General features: G+C 43.7%; 22 protein-coding genes and 1 pseudogene. All 23 read right to left on the minus strand.

From position 1 onward, the window contains the following. Position 1: 1 nt before the first annotated feature. Positions 2–2,011, minus strand: coding sequence for an FAD-binding oxidoreductase (locus ACQ4MZ_RS29405; protein WP_215239238.1), 2,010 nt, complete (start codon positions 2,009–2,011; stop codon positions 2–4). A gap of 29 nt (positions 2,012–2,040) precedes the next feature. Then, positions 2,041–2,916 (minus strand): hypothetical protein, encoded by an 876-nt coding sequence (locus ACQ4MZ_RS29410; protein WP_229252759.1) that lies wholly within the window; start codon positions 2,914–2,916, stop codon positions 2,041–2,043. A gap of 611 nt (positions 2,917–3,527) precedes the next feature. Then, a complete protein-coding gene (locus tag ACQ4MZ_RS29415) occupies positions 3,528–3,911 on the minus strand; it encodes a DUF6799 domain-containing protein (RefSeq protein WP_082218011.1) in 384 nt (127 codons plus the stop codon). A gap of 763 nt (positions 3,912–4,674) precedes the next feature. Next, positions 4,675–5,136, minus strand: coding sequence for a hypothetical protein (locus ACQ4MZ_RS29420; RefSeq protein WP_082218010.1), 462 nt, complete (start codon positions 5,134–5,136; stop codon positions 4,675–4,677). Positions 5,137–5,310: 174 nt separating this feature from the next. After that, positions 5,311–5,655: a four-helix bundle copper-binding protein gene (locus ACQ4MZ_RS29425; protein WP_215239234.1), complete on the minus strand. Its 345-nt coding sequence runs from the start codon at positions 5,653–5,655 to the stop codon at positions 5,311–5,313. A gap of 79 nt (positions 5,656–5,734) precedes the next feature. Continuing rightward, positions 5,735–6,079, minus strand: a complete 345-nt coding sequence (locus ACQ4MZ_RS29430) for a four-helix bundle copper-binding protein (protein WP_215239234.1) — start codon at positions 6,077–6,079, stop codon at positions 5,735–5,737. Positions 6,080–6,109: 30 nt separating this feature from the next. Further along, positions 6,110–6,736 (minus strand): DUF305 domain-containing protein, encoded by a 627-nt coding sequence (locus tag ACQ4MZ_RS29435; protein ID WP_215239233.1) that lies wholly within the window; start codon positions 6,734–6,736, stop codon positions 6,110–6,112. 106 nt (positions 6,737–6,842) lie between these two features. After that, positions 6,843–7,052: a heavy-metal-associated domain-containing protein gene (locus ACQ4MZ_RS29440; RefSeq protein ID WP_082218007.1), complete on the minus strand. Its 210-nt coding sequence runs from the start codon at positions 7,050–7,052 to the stop codon at positions 6,843–6,845. A 60-nt stretch (positions 7,053–7,112) separates the two neighbouring features. Continuing rightward, a complete protein-coding gene (locus tag ACQ4MZ_RS29445) occupies positions 7,113–9,377 on the minus strand; it encodes a heavy metal translocating P-type ATPase (protein WP_215239232.1) in 2,265 nt (754 codons plus the stop codon). Positions 9,378–9,696: 319 nt separating this feature from the next. Then, positions 9,697–11,763, minus strand: a complete 2,067-nt coding sequence (locus ACQ4MZ_RS29450) for a copper-translocating P-type ATPase (RefSeq protein ID WP_430851307.1) — start codon at positions 11,761–11,763, stop codon at positions 9,697–9,699. 148 nt (positions 11,764–11,911) lie between these two features. Further along, on the minus strand, positions 11,912–14,548 hold the full coding sequence (locus ACQ4MZ_RS29455; RefSeq protein WP_430851282.1) for a multicopper oxidase domain-containing protein: 2,637 nt from the start codon (positions 14,546–14,548) through the stop codon (positions 11,912–11,914). A 67-nt stretch (positions 14,549–14,615) separates the two neighbouring features. After that, a complete protein-coding gene (locus ACQ4MZ_RS29460; protein WP_430851284.1) occupies positions 14,616–15,179 on the minus strand; it encodes a DUF3347 domain-containing protein in 564 nt (187 codons plus the stop codon). Positions 15,180–15,207: 28 nt separating this feature from the next. Further along, positions 15,208–16,425, minus strand: a complete 1,218-nt coding sequence (locus ACQ4MZ_RS29465; RefSeq protein ID WP_430851286.1) for an efflux RND transporter periplasmic adaptor subunit — start codon at positions 16,423–16,425, stop codon at positions 15,208–15,210. A 3-nt stretch (positions 16,426–16,428) separates the two neighbouring features. Then, a complete protein-coding gene (locus ACQ4MZ_RS29470) occupies positions 16,429–17,751 on the minus strand; it encodes an efflux RND transporter periplasmic adaptor subunit (RefSeq protein ID WP_430851288.1) in 1,323 nt (440 codons plus the stop codon). Continuing rightward, positions 17,729–18,982: a TolC family protein gene (locus ACQ4MZ_RS29475; RefSeq protein WP_430851290.1), complete on the minus strand. Its 1,254-nt coding sequence runs from the start codon at positions 18,980–18,982 to the stop codon at positions 17,729–17,731. The genes ACQ4MZ_RS29470 and ACQ4MZ_RS29475 overlap by 23 nt, the downstream gene beginning before the upstream one ends. After that, positions 18,966–20,900, minus strand: a complete 1,935-nt coding sequence (locus ACQ4MZ_RS29480; protein WP_430851292.1) for an efflux RND transporter permease subunit — start codon at positions 20,898–20,900, stop codon at positions 18,966–18,968. The genes ACQ4MZ_RS29475 and ACQ4MZ_RS29480 overlap by 17 nt, the downstream gene beginning before the upstream one ends. A gap of 2 nt (positions 20,901–20,902) precedes the next feature. Next, positions 20,903–22,192, minus strand: coding sequence for an efflux RND transporter permease subunit (locus ACQ4MZ_RS29485; protein WP_430851294.1), 1,290 nt, complete (start codon positions 22,190–22,192; stop codon positions 20,903–20,905). A 42-nt stretch (positions 22,193–22,234) separates the two neighbouring features. Further along, positions 22,235–22,900, minus strand: coding sequence for a DUF2231 domain-containing protein (locus ACQ4MZ_RS29490; RefSeq protein WP_430851296.1), 666 nt, complete (start codon positions 22,898–22,900; stop codon positions 22,235–22,237). Positions 22,901–22,933: 33 nt separating this feature from the next. After that, positions 22,934–23,482, minus strand: coding sequence for a 5-fold beta-flower protein (locus ACQ4MZ_RS29495; RefSeq protein ID WP_430851298.1), 549 nt, complete (start codon positions 23,480–23,482; stop codon positions 22,934–22,936). A 38-nt stretch (positions 23,483–23,520) separates the two neighbouring features. After that, the gene (locus ACQ4MZ_RS29500; protein ID WP_430851300.1) at positions 23,521–24,588 is read right to left on the minus strand and encodes a hypothetical protein; all 1,068 of its coding nucleotides are present in this window, start codon (positions 24,586–24,588) and stop codon (positions 23,521–23,523) included. A gap of 106 nt (positions 24,589–24,694) precedes the next feature. Continuing rightward, a complete protein-coding gene (locus tag ACQ4MZ_RS29505) occupies positions 24,695–25,099 on the minus strand; it encodes an HYC_CC_PP family protein (RefSeq protein ID WP_430851302.1) in 405 nt (134 codons plus the stop codon). A gap of 205 nt (positions 25,100–25,304) precedes the next feature. Then, entirely contained in the window at positions 25,305–26,036 is a 732-nt protein-coding gene (istB, locus tag ACQ4MZ_RS29510; RefSeq protein ID WP_106599845.1) for an IS21-like element helper ATPase IstB, read from the minus strand. Between the two features lie 24 nt (positions 26,037–26,060). Further along, positions 26,061–26,508: pseudogene (locus tag ACQ4MZ_RS29515) on the minus strand (IS21 family transposase); the annotation flags it as partial.

The following is a 26,508-nucleotide window of genomic DNA, read 5'->3' on the forward strand; positions in this document are numbered from 1 at the left end:
TTTAAGCATCAACTGAAACAGCTTCGGTTGCCTTTGCCTGACAAGCCAAAATTATATTTTCCGCCTTATCCTCCTCTGTCAATGCATCTTCTACGGCCATGGTCACCATACCTGAAATCAACTTTATTTTGCACACACCGCATGTTCCAACGCGGCAGGAATAATCGATGTTAACGCCGGCCTCTTCCGATGCTTCGAGTACCGACTTATCCGCTGTAAGTACTGCTGTTTTATTTGATTTGACAAACGTGACCACCCCACCCTTATCTTGCTCAGGTGAAGCAGGTTCTTTATTCTGGGACACCGCAGCTTTTCCTTCTTCAGGTGTGGCAGCTGGCTGCGCTGCTTCACTTCCCTCTGGTGGTTTTACAGGAGCACCAGTTGGTTGTATCGGCGTTTTAGCTGCTGGTGGCGGGCCGGCAAATACCTCTACCATCACATTTTCCTTAGGCACTTTTAACGCATCCATCATCAATTTTACCGCATCCATCATGGGTTTTGGCCCGCAAATGTGAATCATACGGGATATAATATCCGGCACTCGTTCTGTTATTATTTCTTTAGTAATAGGACCGGGGATAAAGTCCACCCCGGCCTCGCCTTGTTGTTGGCTAAGTACAAAAAACACATGTAAATTAGAGTAGCGTTTTTGCAGGTATAATAGTTCTTCTCGAAAAATAATACTGCTTTCATTCTTACATGCAAAGAAAAAATATATTTCACCTTTCCAGGAGCGGTCTGTCAAATAACGGACGGCACTCATCATTGGCGTTAATCCTACGCCACCACCAATGAATACAGCGCTGTCTGCATGTGTTTCTGTAAAAGTGAATTTGCCAGAGGGCCCGGTAAACTGCATTAATTCTCCAATATGAACTTCGTTGTGCATATAATGCGAAACCGTTCCCTTCTCTTCGTGCTTCACCGTTATTTCGCAATATTCTGTATGTGTGGGCGAGGAAGCAATCGTATACGAACGTTTTACAGGTACACCCGCTGGATTAATGGTTACTGTAATGAACTGGCCGGGCAGGAAATTAAAGGGGATTTTTTTACCTCCTGGTTCTGTAAGGCGGAAAGTTTTTACATTGGGCGTTTCTAAAAAAATTTCTGCAACAAGCAAAGTACCTGTCCATGAATTTGGTTTTGATGGTGCACTATCGGGATTTACAGCAGGTGGTGCTCCGGCTTTATCAGCAGGGGAAGCAGTCGGAATAGTGCCCGGTTTATCTGCGGCAGATGCTGCACCTGATTTATCCGAACCTGGTGGTGGTACATCCTCTTTTGGATTGCCCGATAATTTTTCAACAAGTGCATTGGCACGTTTCATTTTGTGGAAATACATCCAAACCATCGTTACTGCAAACGCGGTGAGCAAAAACATGGTGATGTAATGAAACCAGGAAAGCCCCATAAAACTGTGCTTTTTTGCATTTTCGATGGCATTAAGGTTCATTTCCCTGTTAAACCATTGTAAAGCTGTAAGGCGTGGGTCTATACTTTCTGCTAATGCCCGCTGGCCTTCCAGGCCGCTTTCCAGCATCATTTGTCCGCGGTGCATCTGTTGGTTTGCTTCTTTGATAGCCTCCAGATCCTGCAAACGGGTGGCACCTGAAAGTTGTTTTAAACCTATATCCAGCAAGGCATTACCTTCGGTAATTTGCTTATTTGCTAACTGGTTTATTTCAATACGTTTTTCCGGGGTGAGCTCATTTGCCTGCATCAGTGTAGGATACATTTCCTTATTGGTAGGCTTGCCCATATCCTTCATCATATCGCCCATGCCTGCCCCCATTCCACTGGCTTTCTTACCAGCACCTATATCCTTCGTGGCACCGCTGGCATCTTTTGCATTTGCCATCTTATTCATTGAAGCAGCAGTATCTGCTGCTACTTTGTCGGGATGGTGGCCTTCATGCTCATCAGCAGTTTGTGCAATAGCGGAAAATGCAAAAACAGTAAAAATTATGCAGAAAAGAGCAGTAAAAATGATACAACGGAACAAATTCATCGTAGAATATTTATGGTCGTCTATTAAAATTACATATCATCATCCTTCATAGGCATTGGTTTTTTGTCTTTTTTCATTTTATCTGCGCCCATTCCCATCATGTCCATGCCCTTGTCCATCATATCCATACCCTTATCCATATCATCATCCATCATGGGCTTATCTGCTGGTCCCATAGCTTTGCTGGTCATACCTTTGCCCATATCCATCATAGCCATGCCTTTATCCATCATATCCATATCATCAGACATGGGTTTATCGGCCATAACGTTGCTGTCTTTTCCCATCATTTCTTTACCCATGGTAATCATCGCCATACCTTTATCCATCATACTCATGCCGGTTTGCATCATCGGCTTATCCTTGTTTTTTAGTGCATGCTGGGTAATCATTTTGCCAGACTTAGCTACGTCTAATCCCTGATGAATCATATTCATTCCGTTATCACTCATATCCATATCTTTTCCTGCTGTCTTTTTTATGCTATCACCCATTGCCATTTTATCATCCATATCTTCATTTTCATGTTCAGGCCTATTCATGGTACTTTGTCCGGCTTTTACCATTTGCATTCCCTTATCCATTTGAGCCATCCCATTATCTATCATTGACTTATCATTGGCTTTTTGCCCTTTGTTAACCAGTTCGTTGCCGGATTTAATCATTTCCATTCCCTTATGGATTTCCTCAGTAACGTCGCCATTCCTTTGCACGTTAGATTGTGCAGTAGAGTCTGTTTTTAGACTATTATTAGTATTACTACCATTACAGCCAATGATGAAAGGAGACGCAAATAAAATAATGATGAAGCCCACCATTAATGACAAACCTGTACTTTTACTCTCTATAAATAGTCTACAACCTGTACCAAAAGAAATACGGCTTATTGAAATTGATGTTTCCATAATGATGATTTTTATCTGTTTTAAAATACTATGAGTTTCGAAAAATTAAATTTGTATTGTATACGATACCTTTCACTTAATTACTTACTTGGTGTCAATTCATTTCCATATCATTATGTTCGTTTTTCATTTGAAGACAGTGTAAGGCGCAACCACCATATTGTTTGTAGTTCCCATGGACCAGAAGAACCGTTTTCCCATTTTTATCTTTGACTTCACAAGTTCCATTCATTGGAGCAGAAACAGTTAAGCTATAAGTAGCTCCGCATTTGAGATGTTAAAGGTATGTACCATTTTTTCTATCTTCATTTGGTCATCATTACATGGTATTTCTTGACGTCTATCTCGTGTTTCTCTTCGTCCAACTTTATGTTATATCCGTTTTGTCATCATGGGCAAACATAACCGTACTAATTGAAAAGGTATCATCAGTATTGTATTCTTAATTTAAATTTTGGTGCTTCCATTTTGCTTTTGCTTATCAATAAGCATGTTCTTAAGATTATGATCTCTTTCAATGGTATTCCTTCAAAATGCTATGGGCACACCTTTATCCATTTTTATTTTTTGACACCGTAAACTTATAACGGAACCTTGCTCCAACTCTTCTATTACTGCATCTTCATTTTGCCCATTCTACCTTTCCTGGTTGATTTTCCCTTCAATGGCATCTTGCTTATCATTCCTTCCATGTCCATCATATCACCATTCTTCATTGTCATTGTTGCACCATCTTTGTTTGTATACATCCCGTCCGCCATCACCTTCGTACCATTTTGCATTGTCATTTCTTTATCCATAGGAATTTCTTCGCCATTTTTCATCATCTTCATTCGCCCATCCTTCATCATTATGTGGTCTTTCTTCATGTCCATTTTGTGATTCATTTTCATTTTTTCGCCCATTTTCGCCTGGGAGAATGCTGTGGTACTTAAAGCAAGAGCTATAATTAACATTAGTAAATTTTTCATCTTTTTATAAGTTGTGGCTTCCATAGTTTTGTAAATGGTTGCCTGTTTAAATAAATAATTTTACTATTTCTTTGACAACTCGACAATTATTTTCCAATTCTGGAACTATTAAAACTTCGCATCACCAATGCGATGACTACTACAATTAAAATTACTCCCAAAAGGATTTCTGTTATTGAGTAGGAAGAATTATTGTTTAAATTATCATGACCATTCCCAGATTCTGTGCAATTACGCCTAAACTGAAAGTAAAGGCTAAAAATAACATTGTTAGTTTTTGCATCTATTTATAAGTTTATCCGAATCGCTTCCTCAAAATATCAAGGGGAAATCTTTCTTACTTTGCTGACCGGGATAATGTATGGAGCTGCAAAAACTCCCAGAAAAAAGTACTATCCACACAAATCATGAAATGCATTGCTCCAAAAATTGAAACCATTATCTATTTCCATTTTTTTAGTTTTTAAACTCTCTTCTAAGGTTTCTTTGCAACTATGATTAGATTTACTATGGGTTAAAGATCGGTGCGCTTGTTTTTAAAAATATTGCAAAAGCCTGTTTAAAGGTTGTATATATCACATATTGTCTAAACTATTGGACTAAGTCCAATATCCTTTGCAAAATTCTGGTTATTATGCTGCATGATATTTAACACATTTTTTTAGTTTAATTATTACACGATCCATTCACGGGAAAAATGTTAATATGTTAATTATCAGACAATTAACATATTAATAAACTGATCCCTGACCTGAATGTGGGTGTGGCAAATATCACAAACTTTCAATCATTTCATCTTCATATCTTTGTGCGCGCTTTTCATCTGAAGACAATGCATCGCGCAGGCTCCATACTGCTTATAATTTTCATGAACCAAAAGCACGGTTTTTCCACTTGTATCTTTGACTTCGCATATCCCATTCATAGGGATAGATACTGTTAAGCTGTCAATGGCCCCGCTTTTTACATGATAAAGGTAAGTGCCGTTTTTTGCGGCTTTGCCCGAGGTTTTTCCTGTTATGGCATCGATTGCATTCCCGGCATCGTCGATGTGGGCGATTTTTACTCCTGCTGCATCTTTGATTATCCCATCACTGGTAACCCAGCCAATGTGTTTTCCTTTTGCATCAGTAATCTTTCCAGTTGCATCAATAGAAGGTACTGGCATTTTGTAATTTTGTGCATAAGAGCCATTTCCAGCTAAAAAAAGAAGAAATGCTAAAAAAAGAATAAATTGTTGCGTTTTCATTTGATTATCAGATATTTACGATTTCAACAAATCTACCTCAAAATACAGTATATAAACATGACAAGGATCAGTTTTTAATATGATCGGAATCCAACCAAATTGCCGTATCATCCAAAATAAAAACGGATAACCATTGCGGATTATCCGTTATACTTTTTCGATAAAATATCTTCCTTACACCGGTGTGGCCATCTCCTCACACGCTTCAGCGCACCGTCGGCAAGCTTCTGCACATTGCCGGCAGTGATCCATACCCATTTCAGCGTGCTTTTCGCATTCTTCGGCACATGCTTTACAAACGTCTGCACAAACCCTGCATAGGTGTGCACTGAAACTACTTCCCAAACTCATTACTTCTGCCGCGCTGCGGCAAATAGCAGCACATTCCAGATCAAACTGGATACATTTGGCCATATGGGCTACATGTTCTTCTTTTAAGCACTCTGTTGCACAGTGGCTGCAAGCTACTGCACATGCCACACAGGCATCAATACAGTCTTTGAATTGTTGATGTGCCATAAGGTATTTTTTTTATTTTTATATGAAAAATTATTTACTTCTGTTCGCTAGTAAAAATGCCTGGAACGCTGCATCTTCCTTACACCGGTGTGGCCATCTCCTCACACGCTTCAGCGCACCGTCGGCAAGCTTCTGCACATTGCCGGCAGTGATCCATACCCATTTCAGCGTGCTTTTCGCATTCTTCGGCACATGCTTTACAAACGTCTGCACAAACCCTGCATAGGTGTGCACTGAAACTACTTCCCAAACTCATTACTTCTGCCGCGCTGCGGCAAATAGCAGCACATTCCAGATCAAACTGGATACATTTGGCCATATGGGCTACATGTTCTTCTTTTAAGCACTCTGTTGCACAGTGGCTGCAAGCTACTGCACATGCCACACAGGCATCAATACAGTCTTTGAATTGTTGATGTGCCATAAGGTATTTTTTTTATTTTTATATGAAAAATTATTTACTTCTGTTCGCTAGTAAAAATGCCTGGAACGCTGCAATTTCCTTGTTTTGTTCCTCAATAATCATCGTTGATAAGGTTTTCAGCTGAGCACTTTTACCTATTAATAATTGCATTTGAGCCATTTCCGTGGCACTTTGATGATGCCCAATCATTAATGTGGCAAAATCCTGGTCTATGCTGCCATTGATGATCTGAAGATCTGACTGTTTTTCCATACGCTCCATTCCTTCCATCATTTTCATATGGAACTCCATATTCATTGTTGTAGGCGTAGCGCTGGCAAGAAATGAGTCTAGGGTAGCAATCTCCTTTTGCTGAGCATCAATTATGGCTTGCGCCATAGCTTTCATTTCACTGTTGCTTCCAGATTTTAACTCTAATTCAGCCATCTCTATTGCACCCATATGATGCATTTTCATCATAGTAGCATAGTCAATGTCGGGATCCTGGGTTACTTTCATCGTTTCCATTTCGGCCATCATATCGTGCATCACTGTCATCATTTGATTTTGGTCATGCGCTTGAATAGTGATTTTATCATCACCATCGTTATCGTCCGAACATGCGGTGGTAAAAGCCATAAGAACTGCAAGTCCTAACATTCTGTACGTTGTCTTCATGGGGTTGTCTTAAAATAAAGTTTAATCAGCCTGATTCTCAGGCTGATTAAGTAATAAAAAAACTATGCCATTACCTGCTTGATGCAGGACAATCTAAATATTATGATCACTCTACTTTCTCTATAACAAAGCCTGCCTCTTTCACGGCTGATATGATACTGTCTTCATTACCGTCAGAGCTTACCGTTAAAATCTTTTCCGGATTATTAATATCCACATCCCAATTACCAGTTCCAGCGGTTTCATTTAAACCAGATGTAACTTTTGCCACACAACCACCGCATTTAATATTTGTTTTGAATTTTAGAGTTTCCATTAAATTGTCTGTTTTGAATTTGAATTAATTGTAAGTACGTATTCTTGCTGATGCAAATTTTTAAAGCTTCGCTGTCTTTAACCTTAAACTATTACTTACTACTGACACCGAACTGAGTGCCATTGCCGCTCCGGCGATCATTGGATCAAGTAAAAAACCATTGATGGGGTACATTAGGCCGGCAGCAATTGGGATACCGATCAGGTTGTAGATAAAAGCCCAAAACAGGTTTTGTTTTATTGTCTTAACTGTTTTGCCTGAAAGCTTTAATGCTTTGGGTACCATGTTCAGATCAGAAGTAATCAAAGTCATTTTTGCAACATCCATAGCGATGTCCGATCCCTTACCCATCGCAATACTGACATCTGCCTGAGCCAAAGCATGACTATCATTGATCCCATCCCCAACCATGGCTACTATCTTTCCCTTTGATTGCAGCTCTTTAATAAAATCTGCTTTCTGAGAAGGCATTACATCTGCCTTAAAATGTTTCAATCCAACCTGTTGGGCCACAGCAGCTGCCGTTTGTTTATTATCACCTGTCAGCATATAAACCTGGATACCTCTGTCTTGCAATGTTTCAATAGCTTTCTTGGACGTAACCTTAATTTTGTCAGCAATGGCAATGACTGATATTACCTCTGTGTTATTTGCAAAGTAGATTACTGTTTTTGCCTGTTGTTGCCATTTTTCTGCTCCGGAAGAAAGCCCGCTATTGATGCTGATATTATTCTCATCCATTAATTTTTTGTTCCCGACGAAATATTCAGTCCCATCGTAATTGGCCTTTACGCCCAAACCCGTTAAACTTTCAAACTGCTGCAGGCTTACACCTTCAATGCTTTCCTCTTTGAGAAAGCTGGTCACGGCTTCTGCCAGAGGGTGTTCTGATTGGGCTTCTATTGCAAATAGTATTTGCTTGAATATCTTTGGCTCACCCTTAATTGCATTCCAGGAAATGTCAGTAACCACAGGCTTACCCTCGGTTATGGTGCCGGTTTTGTCCAGGATTACCACATTTACCTTATGGCCTAGTTCCAGGCTTTCGGCATCTTTGATTAAGATATTGTTTTCAGCGCCTTTCCCTATACCTACCATAATGGCGGTAGGAGTAGCGAGCCCAAGTGCGCATGGGCAGGCAATGACAAGCACGGTAACGGAAGTTAAAAAGGCGTGTGTAAACGCATTTTCGCCTCCAACCAGCATCCAGGTTACAAATGTCAGTGCAGCGATACCGATCACGACTGGCACAAAAATACCGGCTATCTTGTCAACCAGCTTCTGAACAGGCGCTTTACTTCCCTGGGCCTCTTGCACCATCTTGATGATCTGGGCAAGGATCGTATCACCTCCTACCTTTTGTGCTTTAAATTGAAAGCTACCCTTCTGATTGATTGTCCCTGCAAAGACTTGTTCTCCCTGACTTTTTTCCACAGGCACAGGCTCCCCGCTGATCATACTTTCATCCACAAATGAGCTTCCATCTGTCAGAACACCATCAACCGGGATTTTTTCACCAGGTCTGACCAGTAAGATATTATCAGCCTTTACTGCCGCTATTGGTATTTCCTGCTCTAAGCCATTGACAATAGCCCTGACGGTTTTAGGCTGCAAGCCTATCAATTTTTTGATCGCTGACGAAGTATTGGACTTTGCTTTTTCCTCCAAGAGTTTCCCCAGGGAAATAAATGCAATGACGACAGCTGCTGCTTCATAATATACGTGTGCATGCAAGCCCCTGCTATGCCAGAACTCGGGATAGATGGTGTTAAAGGCACTAAACACAAATGCAATCCCGGTGCTTAAAGCAACCAGGGTATCCATGTTGGCTTTGCCGTATCTAGCCTGTTTAAAGGCATTAATGAAAAAGCTTCGTCCTAAATAGAATACAACAGGCGCTGACAATGCCATCATGATCCAATTTCCATAAGGGACTTTGTCCATAAAAAACATCCCGATGATTACAATTGGCAAAGAAAGAACGGCTGCCCAGATTGTACGTTTCTTTAACTGCTCATACTGTTTTAACTGGGCTTGTTGCTGCTCCAGCTGTGGGTCCTGTGAATCAACAATCAGGTCATAGCCGACAGAGCGGATTAAATTCTGTAAGTCTACTGGCTTAAGGGTTTGGTCATATTCAGCCCAAGCTGTTTGATTCGCATAATTTACGCCTGCATCGTGGACTCCTTTTGCTGATTTAAGGATGCTTTCCACACTTACAGCGCATGCTGCGCAGGTCATGCCCAAGACGGGGAAAGTCTTCTTATTATATGTAGTTTTTGAAGGCTTTATAGCGCTTGCTTTTTCTGAAATGAGTGCTTCCATCGTCTTGTAGTGTTTATACAAAATTAAGTCAGGGCACACAAAACTTATTACACAATTAGCTACGAGATGTGCATAGTTTTTAGAATTTAAGAGAGAAGACTATTTGTTTCAGTAAATTACTGTCGGTGCTGCTAATCTCGCTTTAAGCGCTTGCGTTTATTGCGGTACATGGTGTGGGACGGGCAGGGCTTTTTATTTTCATGTCTATCCAGCCGGTCGCTTAAATCAAGCCAATCCCTGCGCTGGTAAGTAGGCTGGAAAGATTCCAACCTACTTTTAATCATTTTATCAAAATGCCGATTTGTCATCACTGAGCTATTTAATTTACTCTGAGCAGTTTTGCATTAATGGCAACAACAATGGTGGATGCGCTCATAAGAACTGCACCCATCGCCGGGCTCAACATAAAAGTAGGATACAGAACGCCGGCAGCTAATGGAATCGCTATCACATTATAACCTACTGCCCAGGCTAGGTTTTGCACCATTTTCCGATATGTAGCCCTTCCAAAAGTGATCATTTGCACTACATCCATTGGGTCACTGTTTACCAGGATGATATCGGCGGTTTCAGCTGCCACATCAGTCCCTGAACCAACGGCAATGCCTACATCCGCCTGAGCAAGTGCAGGCGCATCATTAACCCCATCACCAGTCATGGCAACAATCTCACCTTTATTTTGGAACTCTTTGACCTTGTCTTGCTTTTCATGGGGCAGCACATTTGCCAGGTATCCATCCATATTCAGCTTCGTGCTGACTGCTTCCGCAATTTTCTCATTGTCACCTGTAAGAAGGAAGGTTTTAATGTTCATCTTTTTCAGTTCAGTGATAGCCTGGGCTGCATTTTCACGGATGCTATCGGCGAAGGTGATCAAACCAACCAGTTTGCCATCAACAAGTATGAAGTTCACCGTGTCTGTCGCCTGATCGACCTGGTCGGGAATAGCGGGCACCGGTTTGTTTTCCTGCTTGAAATAATTAGGTCCGGCTGCTACCACTTTCTTGCCATCTACGATACCGGTCACACCAATGCCTTGCATGTAAGTAAAATCAGTTGACCCCCAGAGCTGCAAGCCTTGTTCTTTTAACTTTCTGATGACCCCATGTGCAATATGATGTTCCGAGTTCTGTTGTACGGCGGCAGCATACTGCAAAATCTGATCTTTTGATAACTGCTCGTCAATTGGTATAATCTGTTGGATTTCATGGGAGCCTTTGGTTAATGTGCCCGTTTTATCGAAAATGATTGTGGTAAGTTTACGGGCATTTTCAAAAGCGGTACGATTTCGGATCAAAAGCCCGTGCGTTGCAGATAGTGTGGTTGAAATAGCAATGACCAAGGGAATAGCAACGCCTAGTGCATGCGGGCAGGATGTTACCATGACTGTAACCATTCTTTCCAGAGCAAACGCAAGATCCTTGCCGCCTGTATACCAGACAATGAAAGTTACGATCCCAACTGTAATTGAAACCAGCGTTAACCATTTCGCAACCTTATCAGCTAAATTCTGAGTATTTGATTTAGCTCCCTGGGCTGTCTTGACCATATCAATTACTTTTTGCAGGTAACTTTCATTGCCTGCACCGGTAACATGGACTTTCAAAACACCATCGCCGTTGATTGCTCCGCCAATTACTTTATCGTCTTTCTGCTTTTGGACGGGCACGCTCTCCCCGGTGAGCATGCTTTCGTTCACATAAGAACTACCTTCCAGGATCAATCCATCGGCCGGGACCTTTTCGCCGGGTTTGACAAGTAATATATCACCGCTGCGAAGGTCTTTTAATGGGATGTCAGTTACCTGATGATCTTTTTCAACATGGACCATTGAAGGAAGCAAAGCGACCAGCGATTCCAGGGCTTGCGAAGCTGCCATCTGCGATTTCATTTCCAGCCAATGCCCGATTAGCATAATATCAATCAAGGTAGCCAGCTCCCAAAAGAAGTCCATCCCTTCCAGCCCAAAAACCACGGCTACACTATACACATACGCAGTAGTAATAGCAACCGCCACCAGGGTCATCATCCCCAGGTTCTTGCTTTTCAGCTCCCTGACAAGGCCCGTCAGAAACGGCCAGCCCCCATAAAAGTATATGATCGTACTTAGTGCTAAAAGCACATATTGATCACCTGCAAACGTCCAGTTAAAACCAATCCACTGCTGGATCATATGCGATAGTAAAAGGATCGGCACTGTGATGACCAGACAAATCCAGAAGCGCTTTAAAAAATCTTCGGTGTGATGTCCTGCATGCTTGTCATGGTCACTATGCCCATCAGCCTGCGCAGTGGGTGCGTGGTGCTCATGAGAAGATCCAGTCATAGAAGGCATGGTTTCCGCTGGCTTTTTGGGATGATGCTCATGGTGGTGGTGATTTTCCATTGATTTGATTTTGTTTAAAAACTGGAACCTTAAACGCACTGAGTGGGCAGCCGCAGCAACATCTTTGGTCTGCCCGTTAACCTTGTTATCGCTGCCAGGATTCCAACTTAAAGGAAAGTCCAGGCACATTGTTAAGAAATCACCGTTATTAGAACCTTACTAATAAGCCCCCGCCCAGCTTATACCTGGAATCATAACCCCCGGATAGTGAAATGTATTTACCAAGCATATATTCCACGTCCAGATGGTATTCCTTGTCGGTATTGATACGCCAGTTGAAAAACAATTTAGGCAGCAGCCATTCTTCACCCTCCAGGGCAAACCGAACCCGGCCATTGGAATTTACCCGCAGATCAGCATCGATGAAAAAAGGAAGGGTATACCGGACTCCTATTACCGGCAAGTCAAAATCCTGCTCGAAGGTTTGTTCCCCGTTGAATATATTGTAGTACCGCTGTTTAACAGCACCAAAGCCAATATAGGGGCGCAGCCAGTCTCCGATGTACCTTTCATAACTAATATTGGCCTCATATTGGGAACCGTAGTTGTAGTTTCCTTCAAACCGGATGGCATTGCTTCTATTAATAAAATTGGCCTTCGCTTCTGCCATATGTGATTTGGCGGCAATGCTGCCGTAAAAAAACCACATCTTATCTTCCTTCAGCAAATTTTTTAGAGGATATCTGGCCAGAGAAGTATCGCGGCTGCTTCCTTGATACTCGACGATGCGGGCCATCCCACTCATCATATGGTAAAGTACATGGCAATGAAAAAACCAATCTTTTTCTTCCGTTGCGTCGAACTCGATCGTAATGCTAGTCATTGGAGGCACATCCAGGGTGTGCTTTAGTGGAGAGAATTCCCCATTCTTATTGAGCACCCTAAAATAATGGCCATGCAAGTGCATAGGGTGGTTCATCATCGTGGTATTTTCGAGCTCAAACCTGACTATTTCGCCCTTTTTAATACCAATCTTATCTGCCTGGGAAAGCACCTTGTTATTTATCGACCACACGTAACGGTACATGCTCCCAGTTAGCTTTAAATGAACAGTCCTGACAGGTTTCGAGCTGTCAAAGCTTGTTTTCTGTTGGGCACTTAATAGATCATAATTAAATATGGTCATTGAGTCGGTTTTACCCATCTGCATTCCACCCATATTCATTTTACCGTGGTCCATTTTGTCCATGTCCATCCCCTCATGCCCTTTTTCAGGCTTACCGGCAGGCTGCTTTTTCTGGGAGGGTTCCATATTCATTTTACTGTGGTCCATTTTACTCATGTCCATACTCTCATTCCCTTTTTCAGATTTGTCAGCAGGCTGCTTTTTCTGGGAGGGTTCCATGTTCATTTTGCTATGGTCCATTTTGTCCATGTCCATACCTTCATGCCCTTTTTCAGGTTTGTCGGCGGGCTGCTTTTTCTGGGCGGGTTCCATGTTCATTTTGCTATGATCCATTTTGTCCATGTCCATACCTTCATGCCCTTTTTCAGGTTTGTCAGCAGGCTGCTTTTTCTCTGCGGGTTCCATTTTCATTTTGCTATGGTCCATTTTGTCCATATCCATACCTTCATGCCCCTTTCCAGGTTTGCCAGCAGGCTGCTCCATTTTCATTTTGCTATGATCCATTTTACCCATACCCATTGCTGAATGGTTCATTCTATCTGGGAAATTAACAGCCATGCCCATCATCATTTCATCCATATTCCAAACGTTTGGCTTAGGGATGGGAGCGGCAGATAGGGTATCACCTTTTCCCAAGTATAAGGAAGCAAATCCGGAGACGTCTTGGGCTGTTGCCCTGAACTCCATGGTTCTATCCTTGGGTACAGTCAGCAGAAAATCATAGGTTTCAGCAATCCCCATCAGTAGCCGATCTATTTTGATTGGCTTTACGTCGATCCCATCCGATGATATTAATTCCAGCTTACCTGCCCCGCCATGCAGATAAAAATAGGTCGAAGCCGAGCCGTTAATGACACGTAACCGGACTTTATCGCCCGGCTTTAAATCCGGAATACTTTCTTTACGTTTTCCGTTTGCCAAAAATGCTGCATAATAAACATCCGATAAGTCCATGGGCGGCATACGTTTCCAGCCATTCTTAAGCCTATTGCCCAATCCTTTATGCTGTATTAACTTATCCAGACTTTGGGCATACCCTTTTTTAATAGAATACCATTCACTAGCCGGGTCATTCCTTTTCAACGCATTCAGCACACGCCTAGGATTCTCATCAGTCCAGTCTGATAATAAAAGCACGAACTCCTTATCTACTTCATAAGTTTTCTTTCTGGGCTGGATCACGATTGAACCATACAAGCCGCTTTGCTCCTGGAGCATGGTATGGGAGTGGTACCAGAATGTGCCGCTTTGAATAAGGGGAAAGGTAAATGTATACTGTCCGCCAGGCTCGACCGGAGCTGTTGTCAGATAAGGAACACCATCCTCTTTATTGGGCAAAAGAAGGCCATGCCAGTGGATTGACGTTTCATGGTGCATCAAATTATGGACATGGATCACGGCGGTGTCACCCTCTGTAAAATGCAAGGTCGGAGCGGGGATCTGACCATTCATAGCCAGTGCAGAGACTTTCCGTTTGCCACTGATGTTAGCTAATGTGTCATTTACATACAGATGGTATTCGACCTTGCCCCCTTTCGAGTTTTCTAAAAAAGGTTTTTTTGCAGGTGCCGGTGCTGCGGATACAGCCCCATGCTGATGCTGCGCGAAAACATGCACAACAGGCAGCAATAATAGTAGTAGTATAGTGGCTAGTTTCATTAGAAGTGTTTTTAGTTTTGCTTGAAAATTGGTTCAGGTCACGCCCTGAACCAATATGTATTATAGGTTAATTAATTGTCTCCTTCACCTCTCCACAGGAAATCATCTTATCTCCCATGTATGGATTTTTAATCTCTTTTTGACCGGAAAGCCAATAACCGCCTTTATCCTTGTTTGCCATTGGACAAAAATCAACATACAGTTCACCACTGCTCAACCCGGCTTTTTTAACCAAGGGTATGAACTCATCACTTAATTCAGAATACAGAGATCTTTGAGACTCAATGTCTTTGGCTTCCGTAATTTGGGCAGCTGTTTTAGCGGCCTGAGATCCTTGTGAAACCTGGTCTAAACCAGCCTCTATGGCACTGGAGGCAATTTTTGCTTCTGCTGTATCTGAATTGATTAAAGCGGTGGTCAAATGGATATAATGTTGATAGACTGCATTAAGCTTATCATCTTTCAGGGTAACTTTACCTGTTTCTTTGCCACTCATATCCATGCCTTCATGATGCTCATGGGCCGTCGAATCCTGATGGGAACCGGTGCTACCTTCTTCATTTTTGCTGCCGCAAGCCGAAAGAAACACTATCATTGCTACCGGCAGGGCCCATTTGGTTACTTTTTTCATGTTATTAAAATTTATGGTTAAAAATTGGTTATTCATGTTGATGCAGCGCCATGGGATCAGACCCCTTTTTTAATACATATTCACTATATAAAAGATAAGCACCTGTGACAACCACTTTCTCGTCTTTGGCAATGCCTTCCTTTATTTCGACCATGTCAGCATTTTGGATTCCGGTAGAGACCATTCGAGCCAGAAAAGTACCAGGCTTCGTTTCAACCCATACATGCGCACCTTTTGCGTCACGGATCACTGCATCGACAGGTAAAGTCATAGCATTCGCAGATGGGGCAATGGGTAAAATTAAATTAGCCTGTAATCCTGGCTGCCACCGGCTGCCTGGATTTGGAACAGTTCCCCGGACCTGCATTAGCTGGCTGCCACTTTGAATTGCCGGAACAATAAAGTCGATTCGCATTGGCTGGGGTTTATCTTCCCAGCCTGTAACTTGTACTTGGACCTTTTGACCGATGCGGATGCTGGCAGCTTCTGCTGGATAGATATCGGCTTCAACCCATAAAGATGAGTAGTCTTCAAGGCGTAGTACGGCGCTCCCCTCCGATACATATTGGCCTTCTGTTACGGATAGCTCAGATACGGTGCCGCTGATCGGCGCGCGGTAAGTAATGTATGGCTCCTGCTTCTGACTTGCCGTCAAGCCTTGTATATCTTCTTCACTTTGATCATACAAACGTAGTTTTTGACGGGCGGCCTTTTCAATAGCTCCAAACCGCGTGTCGGAAGGGAACTGCTTTAATTGGGCATATGCCAACAAATATTCCTGCTGCAATGCGGAAAGCTGTTCAGAATATATTTTATAAAGCGCCTGTCCTTTCCTTACCGGTACACCGGTTTCTTTAATATATAACACCTGAATACGCCCTGCCACACGGCTGGATACAACAGCGGTTTGGTCAGGGTTCACAGCAAGCCGGCCATTGAGCCTTTTTGAATTCGACAAAAGGCCGCTGCCCATTGTCATAGTAGTAATATTGGCCAGTGCTATTTGACTTTCACCTAGTGTGATAGAGGCATCCTTATTACTTTTATCAAAGATGACCAAGTCCATACCACATATAGGACAACTACCCGGTTTGTCCTGAACTATTTGTGGATGCATAGGACAGGTATAAGTCTTCTGCCCGGCTTCTGCGGCCTTTTTCTTTTGATTATCTTTACAAGCAATCAGAAGCATCCCCGGAGCAAAAGATGCCAAAGTGGCCAGCCTCAAAAATGTGATTCTTTTCATATTTTAATTTTCAACAAGACTGTTATCCTTAATAAAGCTCTCACTATCTATCAAATACGATGCATTGGACGCTACTTTCCAATCCTTGATATCAGATAGTATCTGTACCATCCCATCTACAACTGCCCCGGCTTTAACTTTCATAGGTACCAGCACTTTACCCTGCCGCTTAAATACAATAGACTTGCTGCCGGTCTGCCAGACCGCCTTTTTATCCAGCCATAACCCTTTTTGAAAAACAATGGGAATGTTCGCCGTCAGCAGTTGGCCCGGCGTCAGGTTTTTTCCCGGAAGATAAACCCTGGCCAAGGTGAAACTCTCGCCACTTCGAAGGACCGGTTGGATCAGCCCTATCTGGCCACTGGCCATAGTTTCTTTGTCATTGCCCGCATAAAAGAGCAGCTTTTGTCCTGGTTTGATGCGGGAAGATATAGCTGGCGATAACGCGAATTCAGCAATCAGGCCTTGGGAGGTATAAATAGTAAACAGGGTTTGGCCGGCTGTAATATATTGCCCGGCACGCAAAAGGACGGGCGAAACCGCCGCCGATGGCCTAGTAGGAGCTGCTGATGCAGGGGAACTGCCAGCCATCTCATCCATTGCCGCTCCATCACTGCCGGAAGGTGCGGGCATAGGCGCGCTTGCCGCAGGCACGCTGGCCGATTGTTCCAGGATATATCCATTAACAGGACTATACACGGGTACCTTATAGAGTATATTCCCTGACTTGATAATGTCCTGAATTTGCCCAGGACTCATTCCTAGCAGCAGCAGGCGCTGTTTTGCCTTTGTTAATAAATCCGGGCTGTTTGAATCGTTACTAAGCATCAATAGTTCCCTTTGAGCTGATGCCAAATCTGGTGAATAAACCTCCATCACCAACTGACCTTTCCTAACAGGCTGGTAGTTATATTTGATCAGCAGCTTTTCAATACGGCCACCCACTCTGGATGAAAGGGAGACCTGGCTTCGGCTGTCATAAGTTACAACCCCTTGCGCCTGGGCTGAAAAAATTCGCATCCCGCTTTCGGCATTGGTCAGTGGGATGTTGGCAATCACCTGGGCATTCACCGGCTTTAACAATGCATTGAAGCTGGTATCAACGATCAGTTCATTATTTGCTTCTTTTGCTACCAGGTCCATGCCACAGATCGGGCACTTGCCTGGTTTGCTGCTAATTACCTGCGGATGCATCGGGCAGGTATACTGCTCTGATTGCCCATGAGCAGTATGCCCATCTTTTGGGGTTTTACTGTCACAGGCAGTTAAAAACACGGTAGCCAGTAAAAGCACTATGAGCTGGCTAACGATATAGTTCTTTTTCATAATCCACAATCATTTCATAGAGTTTCAATTTCTCGTCCAGCACATTCATTTGCATCATCGTCAAAGCTTCCCAGGCATCTATTACAACAGGCAACTGGGCTTTATTCTCCTGATAATTGGCAAAATAAGCGTTCATCGCTTTTTGAAGGGCTGGGATTATTTTTTCCTGCATGATGCTGACCCTGGTTTGCATGGACTCGATCTCTGACTGCATGCCATAAAGCATGCCCTGGGTTTCCACCAGCATGGCAGAGCGCTCTTTGTGCATCCCCTGGATATTGAGCTGCATAGCCTTGATATCCGACTTGTACATTTTCGAGGACCAGGGAGCTATCGGAATACTAAGCATACCCATTACGCTGTAAGCATTGGGCATCATCGCATCCAATGGATACATGTGGTCAAAGCGAATTTTAAAATCCGGTTTTTTCTGTTGTTTCATACTTTCGATATTAAGCTGCATAGACCGGATACTTTCATTCATTTTAAAAACATCCATGCGTACGTCAGCCAGCCTAGCAGTATCGTAGTACATGGCTGGCTGAAAAGAAGGCCTGTATGTAGTATCAATTTCAAAATCCTGGTTGCCCGCAACATTCATCAGGCTATTGAGCCATCCTTTTGCCTTCCCGATAGTTCCTTCCTGCATACGGATCATATTCTGGTTTTCCAGGATCTTCGATTCAGCCCGGAAAACCCCTCCAAGTTGTGACTGATTGTAAGGGTAGCGGACCTTCTCGATTTCCTTCATCATGACCATAATTTTTTCATTCTCTTCAAGTATCACCACACGCTGCCTGGCTATGAGCCAGTTGACATAAAGTCTTTTTGCCTGTGCCTTATACGTATTCAGGGTTATATCACGGTTAACCCTTTCAATATTTCCTTGTGAGGCGATATACCTTCTTTTCGCATTCAGTTTTGCAGGATTTGGAATATCCTGTTCGATTTGCAGCATCAGGTTGCCCTTATCCCGGGATTCCATAATCATTTGATTGGGATAAGGGGTCATGAAAGTTCCCAGGCCAACCATAGGCGGCATCCATGCTGTGGCTGCATCACCACTATGTTTATAACTGTCTGCTTTAAGCCCGTAGGACTGCAGCAGCAAGTTGTTGTTATCAATTCGTTGTAAAATAGTATCTAGCGTAAACACCGGCTTCTGCGCCCAGCTTGCCAGGGGCAGCAGAAACAGGATGAGCCATTTTACATAACTAGTGTTTTGTATCATGGATTTGCAGTTTTCCGTATTTTCGTAGCTCATACTCTTTTGTCATTAAAAAAATCAGTGGTGTGACCAGCAGAATGTGCGTTGATGATGTAAGTACACCGCCGATCATCGGCAGTACAATAGGCTGCATCACATCCGTTCCTACCCCGTTGGCCCAAAGGACCGGCACCAATCCAAATAGCGAGACGCACACAGTCATCAGCTTGGGGCGCAGACGTTTTACCGCCCCATGGATTACGTATTCGCGCAGGTCATCTCCGGTTATTGACTGAGCAGAATTCCCCTTTTTAGTGACCAGCTGCTGCATGGCATCATTCAAATAGATGACCATTACGATACCGGTTTCTACGGCAATACCAAACAAGGCAATGAAACCCACAGCTACTGCAACCGAAAGGTTAACACCCCAGAAGTAGATCATATACGCCCCACCGATCAAAGCAAAGGGTACTGTGATTAGGCTTAAAAACGCCTCGCGAAGGGAATGAAAAGCGAAATACAGGGAAAAGAAAATAATCAGCAGCACGACCGGGGCAATCCACAGAAGCGTCTGCTGCCCGCGTATCAGGTTTTCGTATTGCCCACTCCATTCCAGGTAATAACCCGGCGGAAGTACCCCATTTGATTTACTGATTTTTTCGATAGCCTCCTGGACTGTCCCGCCAAGGTCGCGGCCGCGAACATTAAACAATACCGCTCCACGCAGCATGGCGTTCTCAGAGACTATCATCGGTGGTCCATTCTCAAAGACAACGTCAGCTACCGCTGATAATGGCACTTCACCCATAGATGCAGACATTAGGGGAAGTCTCTTGATGGTTTCCACACTGTTCCGGTAATTCTGTGCGAGCCTGACGCTGATTGAAAACCGCTTTCTGCCTTCGATGGTGTTTCCTATCGGCGCGCCTCCCAGCGCGAATTCAACGGCCTGGTTTACATCATCGACACTAAGGCCATAGCGGCTTAAATCGTCTCTTCTTGGGTTAACAGACAAATATTTTCCGCCTGTCACAGGTTCTACATAAAGGTCACTTATACCTGCGGTGCCTTCGAGGGTGCTTTTAACCCTTTCGGATACATTCGCGATGGTATCCAAATTCTGTCCATACACTTTAACGCCTACATCGGTGCGGATGCCGGTTGAAAGCATATTGATCCGGTTGACAATTGGCTGGGTCCAACCGTTGATTACACCTGGTATCTGAAGCTTAGCATCTAGCTCAGAAACAATATCTTTCTTTGTGATCCCGGCCCGCCACTGCGACTTTGGTTTTAATTTGATGATCGTCTCAATCATGCTGATCGGGGAGTTGTCCGTAGCAGTACTAGCTCTTCCGGCTTTTCCCAATACCTTGTCAACCTCAGGAACTGATTTAATGATTTTGTCCTGTACCTGCAGGATCCGTTTTGCTTCTGAATTCGATATATCTGGCAACGTTACAGGCATGAAAAGGATACTTTGTTCATCCAGCGGCGGCATAAACTCCGATCCCAGGCTGGCCAGCAGCGGTATGGTAATCAAAAGTGCTATGATGTTGATAGCCAGCGTTGTCTTACGCCATTTCAATACACCTCTTATTACCGGTTCATAAACACGTTCAAGAATCCTGTTGACAGGATTGGCGTGATCCGGACGAAATTTACCTTTCATGATAAAGGATATCAGCACCGGGGCCAGCGTAATGACAAGCAACGCGTCCACGATCAAAATGAAGGTTTTCGTGTAAGCCAAAGGGTGAAACAGCTTACCTTCCTGTCCAGTGAGCATAAATACAGGAAGAAAAGATGTAATAATAATGACTGTCGCAAAGAACACCCCCCGGGATACTTGTTTGCTTGATTTTTCAATAATGGCCAGGCGTTCGGATTCTGTAATCCAATCAGGCTGCTTATCTTTTCTTTTCTTAAACCATTTCATAATTATGTCGTTTTCTGCTGTTCCTGCCACTCTTCATACCGCTGAGAAAGATGCTTATAGGCATTTTCACTCATAATAATGCCGTTATCAACGATTACGCCGATAGCAAGGGCGATACCAGTTAAGGACATGATGTTGGATGAGATCCCAAAGGCATTCAGTAAAATGAAGCTGGCGGCAAGGGTAATGGGAATCTGGATGATAATACTTAGTGCACTGCGCCAGTGAAAAAGAAAAATGATCACTACCAGGGAGACTACGATCATTTCTTCAATTAATGTGTGTTTGATAGAATCTACGGATTCCTGGATCAGCTCTCCCCGGTCATAGACTATATCGAATTTAACGCCCTTGGGAAACCCCTTGGCAGCTTCGCTCATTTTTGCCTTTACTTTTTCAATAACAGCAGCCGCATTTTCACCATAGCGCATGACCACAATACCGCCAACCCGCTCGCCTTCCCCATCCTGATCAAAAATCCCAAGCCGGGTTTCCCCTGTCATCTGCACGGAGGCTACATCTGAAACTTTGATGGGAATACTGGCCTGGTTTTTAACGGGTATATTCTCAATCTGCTCAATAGACTGAAGATATCCAGAGGTCTTAATAATGTAGCCGATATCACTTAATTCAAATTTCCTGCCGCCTGATTCATTGTTATTCAAGCGGATTGCGCTCATGACCTCTGGTACAGATAAGCGGTAGTAAAGCAGCTTATTAGGGTCTACTGTAATTTGATACTGCTTTTGAAAACCACCGAAGGAAGCAATTTCACTGACCCCTTCAACATTCTGCAAAGCGAACTTGATATACCAGTCCTGCAAAGCCCTTTGTTCACCCAGGTCCATTTCTGGTGCGTCCAGTGTATACCAAAGTATATGTCCTACCCCTGTTCCGTCAGGGCCAAGTTGTGGGCTGACGCCAGTTGGCAGTGATTGGGATACAGTACTTAATCTTTCCAAAACCCGCTCACGCCCCCAATATACGTCCACGTCATCATTGAAAATAACGTAAATGAAACTCATCCCAAACATGGAGCTGCCCCGTACATATTTGATTTTAGGTAGCCCCTGAAGATTGGTAACCAAAGGGTAGGTAATCTGGTCTTCAATTAACTGGGGCCCGCGCCCCATCCACTCCGTAAAAACGATCACCTGGTTTTCGGATAAATCCGGAATGGCATCAATAGGATTCTTCTTAATGGCAAACGCGCCCCATATGAGCAGTGCTGCCGATAAGACCAGTACAATGAACCGGTTCTGTAATGACCATTCTATAATACGATGTACCATACTTAATTTTTGTAACCTAACCTTAGCAGGTCTTAATATTTATTAATGATGATGTTGTTCCAGTAAATAACCTTTTGCCCCAACACCATGCTTATGGACCAGTTCCGCACCATGATGCCCTGTATAGGCAACAAAGAATGCGGCCGCACTCATGACGATAGCCATGGAAATGTTAACCCAAACATTTCTTTTCAGAAAAAATAAATTGATAGACTGTACCAGGAGCGCTATCCCTGACAGCCATTGTGTGTAAGACGCATACTTTTCATGCTCTTCAAGAACGGCTTGAATCGCCGGTGCCAGCTGGGATGTGTGGGCATGAAACCAGGTCGATGATGCGTAAGCACCGATAAAACCCAATAGTAACAATGCCCAGGCAACGATGGTTATCTCTTTTTTGTATACAAACAATCCAACCCATTGGAGAAGGGCTGCAATGATCAATAGGACAATTGGAAAGTGCACAACCAAGGGATGTAATGTCGGAAACTCACTAAGACCATGCTGGTGATCACCATCCGGGCTCATAGCTGCTTGCATGGCTGTACTATCATGCCCGCCATGCTGATGCTGTCCAGCTGACGCAACCACCTGGACCGAGTCGATTTTAGCTTTACCATGCTTTTTCCCATTATGTGCAAATAGGGGTGCACCTGTTAGCAGTAACATGCACGTCAGTAAAAGGAATATGTTGCTCATTAATTTCATTGGGATAATCTGTTAAAGTGAATGTATTTGACCCTATTTTTTGACCAGCTTCATATGACATTTTGAGCAGCTATCCCCTTCTTTTCCGGTGATCTCCGGGTGCATCGGGCATACATAGGCTGTTGCTGTCGAAACGGGTTTCTTTTGCATGTTGGCATCCAGGCCATTTTCAAAACAATGCAGCGCGCAGGCCATTCCCTTGTAGCTGGAATGAACATCCCCGATTTTCTTACCTGAGGCGTCGTAAATCTCACAGGTTTCCCCTTTGTCTTTCACAGTCAGGTATATCTCACCATTTGCATTATAATAGGTCTTACCATCTTTACCCACTCGCCCCATTTTTTTGTTCGTTTTAGCATCGATCAGGTTCCCTTCCCCATCCACAAAAGCAATTTTATGACCCTGATGATCCTGGACAATTTTGTCTTTTGTAACCAATCCGATGGTTGCTCTGTCTGCGTTAGTGATTTTCCCATCTTTGGCAATACTGATGGGCTGTTTATAGTTAGCCTGGGCAAACAGGACCGTGGGGATCATCAATATGATCAACAGCAAGGTGTTTTTAATGTGAATGGTTTTCATGATTCAGATAGATATTTGGGTAAATAAATTGTTAAGAGTCATTGTTTAAGCACGATGCCGTTTGGCTTCTTGCCGACAACAATATCTTTAAGTTTTGAGTGATTTGATGTGTTGATAACAGACACGCTTTGCGCCATTTGATTGGTTACAAAGGCAGTATTGCCATCTGTTGTAAAGCCAACCGCATGTGCGCCGGCCGCTGCATCGAAGACACCTCCATGCATCCAGTCTTGCATCGCATTATCCCAGGTCCAATAGTGGACTTTGCCATTTTCCGGATCGGTCACCCACAACTCTTTTTTAGTAGGGTTATGTGCAACGCTGCCAGGCATAAAACCAAGTGGAATGGTCTGGACTACTTTATCAGAGGCGACATCGATGACACTTACCGACTTACCATCTTCATTGTCCACATACATTTTTCCATCATATCCGACCCAGGCAGCAACTGGGTTGTCGCCCACGGCAATGGTTTTAATGATGGCCTTTGTTGCCGGGTTGATAACAGAGACATTGTCATCGCCGCCGTTTGCCACATAAACCTTTGTCCCATCCGCAGAAAACGTTACTTCTGCGGGCTCCATACCCACAGCAATTGTGTTTTTCAAGGTATATGTAGCTGCATCATAAACAAGCACCTTACCTTCCATATCCATTTGAGATGTCCATATCTCTTTGCCATCAGGAGAATAAACTGCGTTGTGATTCATGACAGGTACTTCCAAGTCTTTTAAAACGGTACCTTTTACAGCATCCAAAACAAGAACTCTTCCTTTCATTCCGGCCATTCCGCCCGCATGCCCCTCACTTAAATCCATTCCAGGAACTGCAACAGTTAAGCGATGCTCTCCTAAACTTTGCAGATGATAGATGTGATGTGGCCACATGATCATACCTGCAGAACCAGTCATCAGATCCAGAGTTTCGGAAACTGTTTGATCCGATAACCGGATCACAGAAACCGTGGCATCTTCTCCATTAACTACATAAGCAGCGGGGTAATCGATATTTTTTTCCATAGTCATATCGTCCATGACATGTTTACGACAGGCAGAAAACGAAATAATGGCAAGCAGCAGAAATGCGCCATAGCTAATGCGTAGCATAATTTTGTGTGTTAAGAATTGAAAGAAAGGTTGATTGGTGCTGACAGGAGTGCAACACAAAGAGCCCGGCAAGTATATTTGCCTGGCGCGGAAAGGATCTGAAATTTTAAATCAGGTAACTGCAATGCAGAATATAAACCGGGACTGGTTTACTTCGGGGAGGGGCATTACTTTGATTGCTCGTCTCTAAAATATTCGGGTAAGAGGCTGCTGAGAAATTATACGTTATGCCCTCATTTAACACTGCCACAGATAGCAATGGATTACTGAAAGTGTCTTCTGTCAGTTTGCGGGAATCATCTGTCTTTACTTTTTTAAACTCGTCTTTACAGCAACCGTTTTTTGTGGACTGGCTTTTATCCATCCCACAATTTTCGCAGTGGCCGCTGTCTGCCTTTGTAACCTCCCAATTAACCACTTCCCCCATACAGTAATGCAGGTGTAAAGTAACACCGGTTGCAGTACCTAGGTAAAGAAAGGTCAGGAAAAGTACAGTAAGCTTTCTCATCATGAGTAAAAATGCAAAGCTTGTAAAACCATATTGTATTTTATTATACAATTATGGATCAAGCTTACATAATTTTTGGATTAATCAGCAACTAGATATTCCTGCGAAAGTACGCCAGCGTTCCTGAGCAAAGGTCGCCAAAAATTCCTGGGCAAAGTACGCCACCTGAAAGTGGCTTGACATCACTGAGCGAGAGTGATGATTAAGCTTAGTGATTTTTTCTTTTTCTCAGCGATTTTCCAGTTAAAGCAATTCGGTGAGCGGATGCGGAGAGCCGGTCCATAATGGCGTCAGCCAGCGTAGGTTCGTCAATGAAGTTGTACCAACTGTCGACGGGTAGCTGTGAAGTGATAATGGTCGAGCCGTTCCCATAGCGGTCTTCAAGTATGTCCAGTAATGCGATTCTTGCGTCATTGGTCAGTTGCTTTAACCCGAAGTCATCCAGGATCAGCAATTTGTTAGCCGACACAGCCCTGATCCATTTCAGGTATGTGCCGTCGAGCCGGGCCTGCGCCAGGGCGTCCAGGAATTTGTTCATACCAAAGTATTGGGTGCGTATTCCCAACAGACAAGCGCTCCGGCCTAAGGCGCAGGCTAAAAAGCTTTTACCACAGCCGGTAGCCCCTGTTATTAAGATATTCTCGCCCTTTTCGATGAACATTCCGTCGGACAACCTAAGCACCTGTTCCCTTGTAATTCCTCTTTCGGGGGTGCACAGGATATCCTCCGGCAGGGCGTGATACCGGAGTTTGCTGGCTTTAAGATACTTGGAGGTCTTTGCATGCTGCCGGTATTCTACTTCGGCCTGGGTGATCATCGCAACCAGCGAATGGACATCGACCAGTTCGTGGACGGGAAGTGATAGAACAGACTCATAGCGTCTGGCCATTCCAGACAGTTTAAGTGACCTTAAAAGGTCCAGGGTGTTTTCAGTATTCATTTTGAACAGGTTATTGTAAAACAATTATTCTTGGTAAGCGGATGCGCCCCGCACATTAGGGTGATCGGGAATGCGGTATTCTTTGTCATCCATGTCTTCAAGCCGGTCCATGTTATGGTCCAGGATGTTTTTCACAGCGGTGTAACTGAACTTGTAGCCTGTCAAGGCACGCTTACAGGCATTTTCCACCCGGACGGCCCCGTAGGACTTGATCAATCTGAGAAGGCCCAGACAAGACGTATATGATTGATCGATGATCAGTTTACTGTCCATGACTTTTTTGAAGAGCTCATAGGTGCACGGGCCGTTTTCACTGGCTTTTCTCAGATAGTATTCCGGGTCCCAGCCTTGTTGTTTGGACACCACCCGATGGGCTTGCGGCATATGCTCTTTCAAGGTGGTGTATCCATGACTCCGGTAGTTCCTGCTGTGCAGGGCAATCCGTTGGTTGTCATGATAGATCTCCACGGTT

This window comes from Dyadobacter sp. BHUBP1 (genome assembly GCF_050587785.1).
Lineage (GTDB): Bacteria > Bacteroidota > Bacteroidia > Cytophagales > Spirosomataceae > Dyadobacter.

Excerpts from the sequence above, each read along its gene's own strand:
- ACQ4MZ_RS29415 (WP_082218011.1), bottom strand. The coding sequence starts at position 3,911 with ATGGAAGCCACAACTTATAAAAAGATGAAAAATTTACTAATGTTAATT.
- ACQ4MZ_RS29435 (WP_215239233.1), bottom strand. The coding sequence starts at position 6,736 with ATGAAGACAACGTACAGAATGTTAGGACTTGCAGTTCTTATGGCTTTT.
- ACQ4MZ_RS29495 (WP_430851298.1), bottom strand. The coding sequence starts at position 23,482 with ATGAAAACCATTCACATTAAAAACACCTTGCTGTTGATCATATTGATG.
- ACQ4MZ_RS29470 (WP_430851288.1), bottom strand. The coding sequence starts at position 17,751 with ATGAAAAAGAACTATATCGTTAGCCAGCTCATAGTGCTTTTACTGGCT.
- ACQ4MZ_RS29465 (WP_430851286.1), bottom strand. The coding sequence starts at position 16,425 with ATGAAAAGAATCACATTTTTGAGGCTGGCCACTTTGGCATCTTTTGCT.
- ACQ4MZ_RS29405 (WP_215239238.1), bottom strand. The coding sequence starts at position 2,011 with ATGAATTTGTTCCGTTGTATCATTTTTACTGCTCTTTTCTGCATAATT.
- ACQ4MZ_RS29475 (WP_430851290.1), bottom strand. The coding sequence starts at position 18,982 with ATGATACAAAACACTAGTTATGTAAAATGGCTCATCCTGTTTCTGCTG.
- ACQ4MZ_RS29455 (WP_430851282.1), bottom strand. The coding sequence starts at position 14,548 with ATGAAACTAGCCACTATACTACTACTATTATTGCTGCCTGTTGTGCAT.
- ACQ4MZ_RS29490 (WP_430851296.1), bottom strand. The coding sequence starts at position 22,900 with ATGAAATTAATGAGCAACATATTCCTTTTACTGACGTGCATGTTACTG.
- ACQ4MZ_RS29500 (WP_430851300.1), bottom strand. The coding sequence starts at position 24,588 with ATGCTACGCATTAGCTATGGCGCATTTCTGCTGCTTGCCATTATTTCG.
- ACQ4MZ_RS29445 (WP_215239232.1), bottom strand. The coding sequence starts at position 9,377 with ATGGAAGCACTCATTTCAGAAAAAGCAAGCGCTATAAAGCCTTCAAAA.
- ACQ4MZ_RS29505 (WP_430851302.1), bottom strand. The coding sequence starts at position 25,099 with ATGATGAGAAAGCTTACTGTACTTTTCCTGACCTTTCTTTACCTAGGT.
- ACQ4MZ_RS29460 (WP_430851284.1), bottom strand. The coding sequence starts at position 15,179 with ATGAAAAAAGTAACCAAATGGGCCCTGCCGGTAGCAATGATAGTGTTT.
- ACQ4MZ_RS29410 (WP_229252759.1), bottom strand. The coding sequence starts at position 2,916 with ATGGAAACATCAATTTCAATAAGCCGTATTTCTTTTGGTACAGGTTGT.
- ACQ4MZ_RS29440 (WP_082218007.1), bottom strand. The coding sequence starts at position 7,052 with ATGGAAACTCTAAAATTCAAAACAAATATTAAATGCGGTGGTTGTGTG.
- ACQ4MZ_RS29485 (WP_430851294.1), bottom strand. The coding sequence starts at position 22,192 with ATGGTACATCGTATTATAGAATGGTCATTACAGAACCGGTTCATTGTA.
- ACQ4MZ_RS29430 (WP_215239234.1), bottom strand. The coding sequence starts at position 6,079 with ATGGCACATCAACAATTCAAAGACTGTATTGATGCCTGTGTGGCATGT.
- ACQ4MZ_RS29420 (WP_082218010.1), bottom strand. The coding sequence starts at position 5,136 with ATGAAAACGCAACAATTTATTCTTTTTTTAGCATTTCTTCTTTTTTTA.
- istB (WP_106599845.1), bottom strand. The coding sequence starts at position 26,036 with ATGAATACTGAAAACACCCTGGACCTTTTAAGGTCACTTAAACTGTCT.
- ACQ4MZ_RS29480 (WP_430851292.1), bottom strand. The coding sequence starts at position 20,900 with ATGAAATGGTTTAAGAAAAGAAAAGATAAGCAGCCTGATTGGATTACA.
- ACQ4MZ_RS29425 (WP_215239234.1), bottom strand. The coding sequence starts at position 5,655 with ATGGCACATCAACAATTCAAAGACTGTATTGATGCCTGTGTGGCATGT.
- ACQ4MZ_RS29450 (WP_430851307.1), bottom strand. The coding sequence starts at position 11,763 with ATGGAAAATCACCACCACCATGAGCATCATCCCAAAAAGCCAGCGGAA.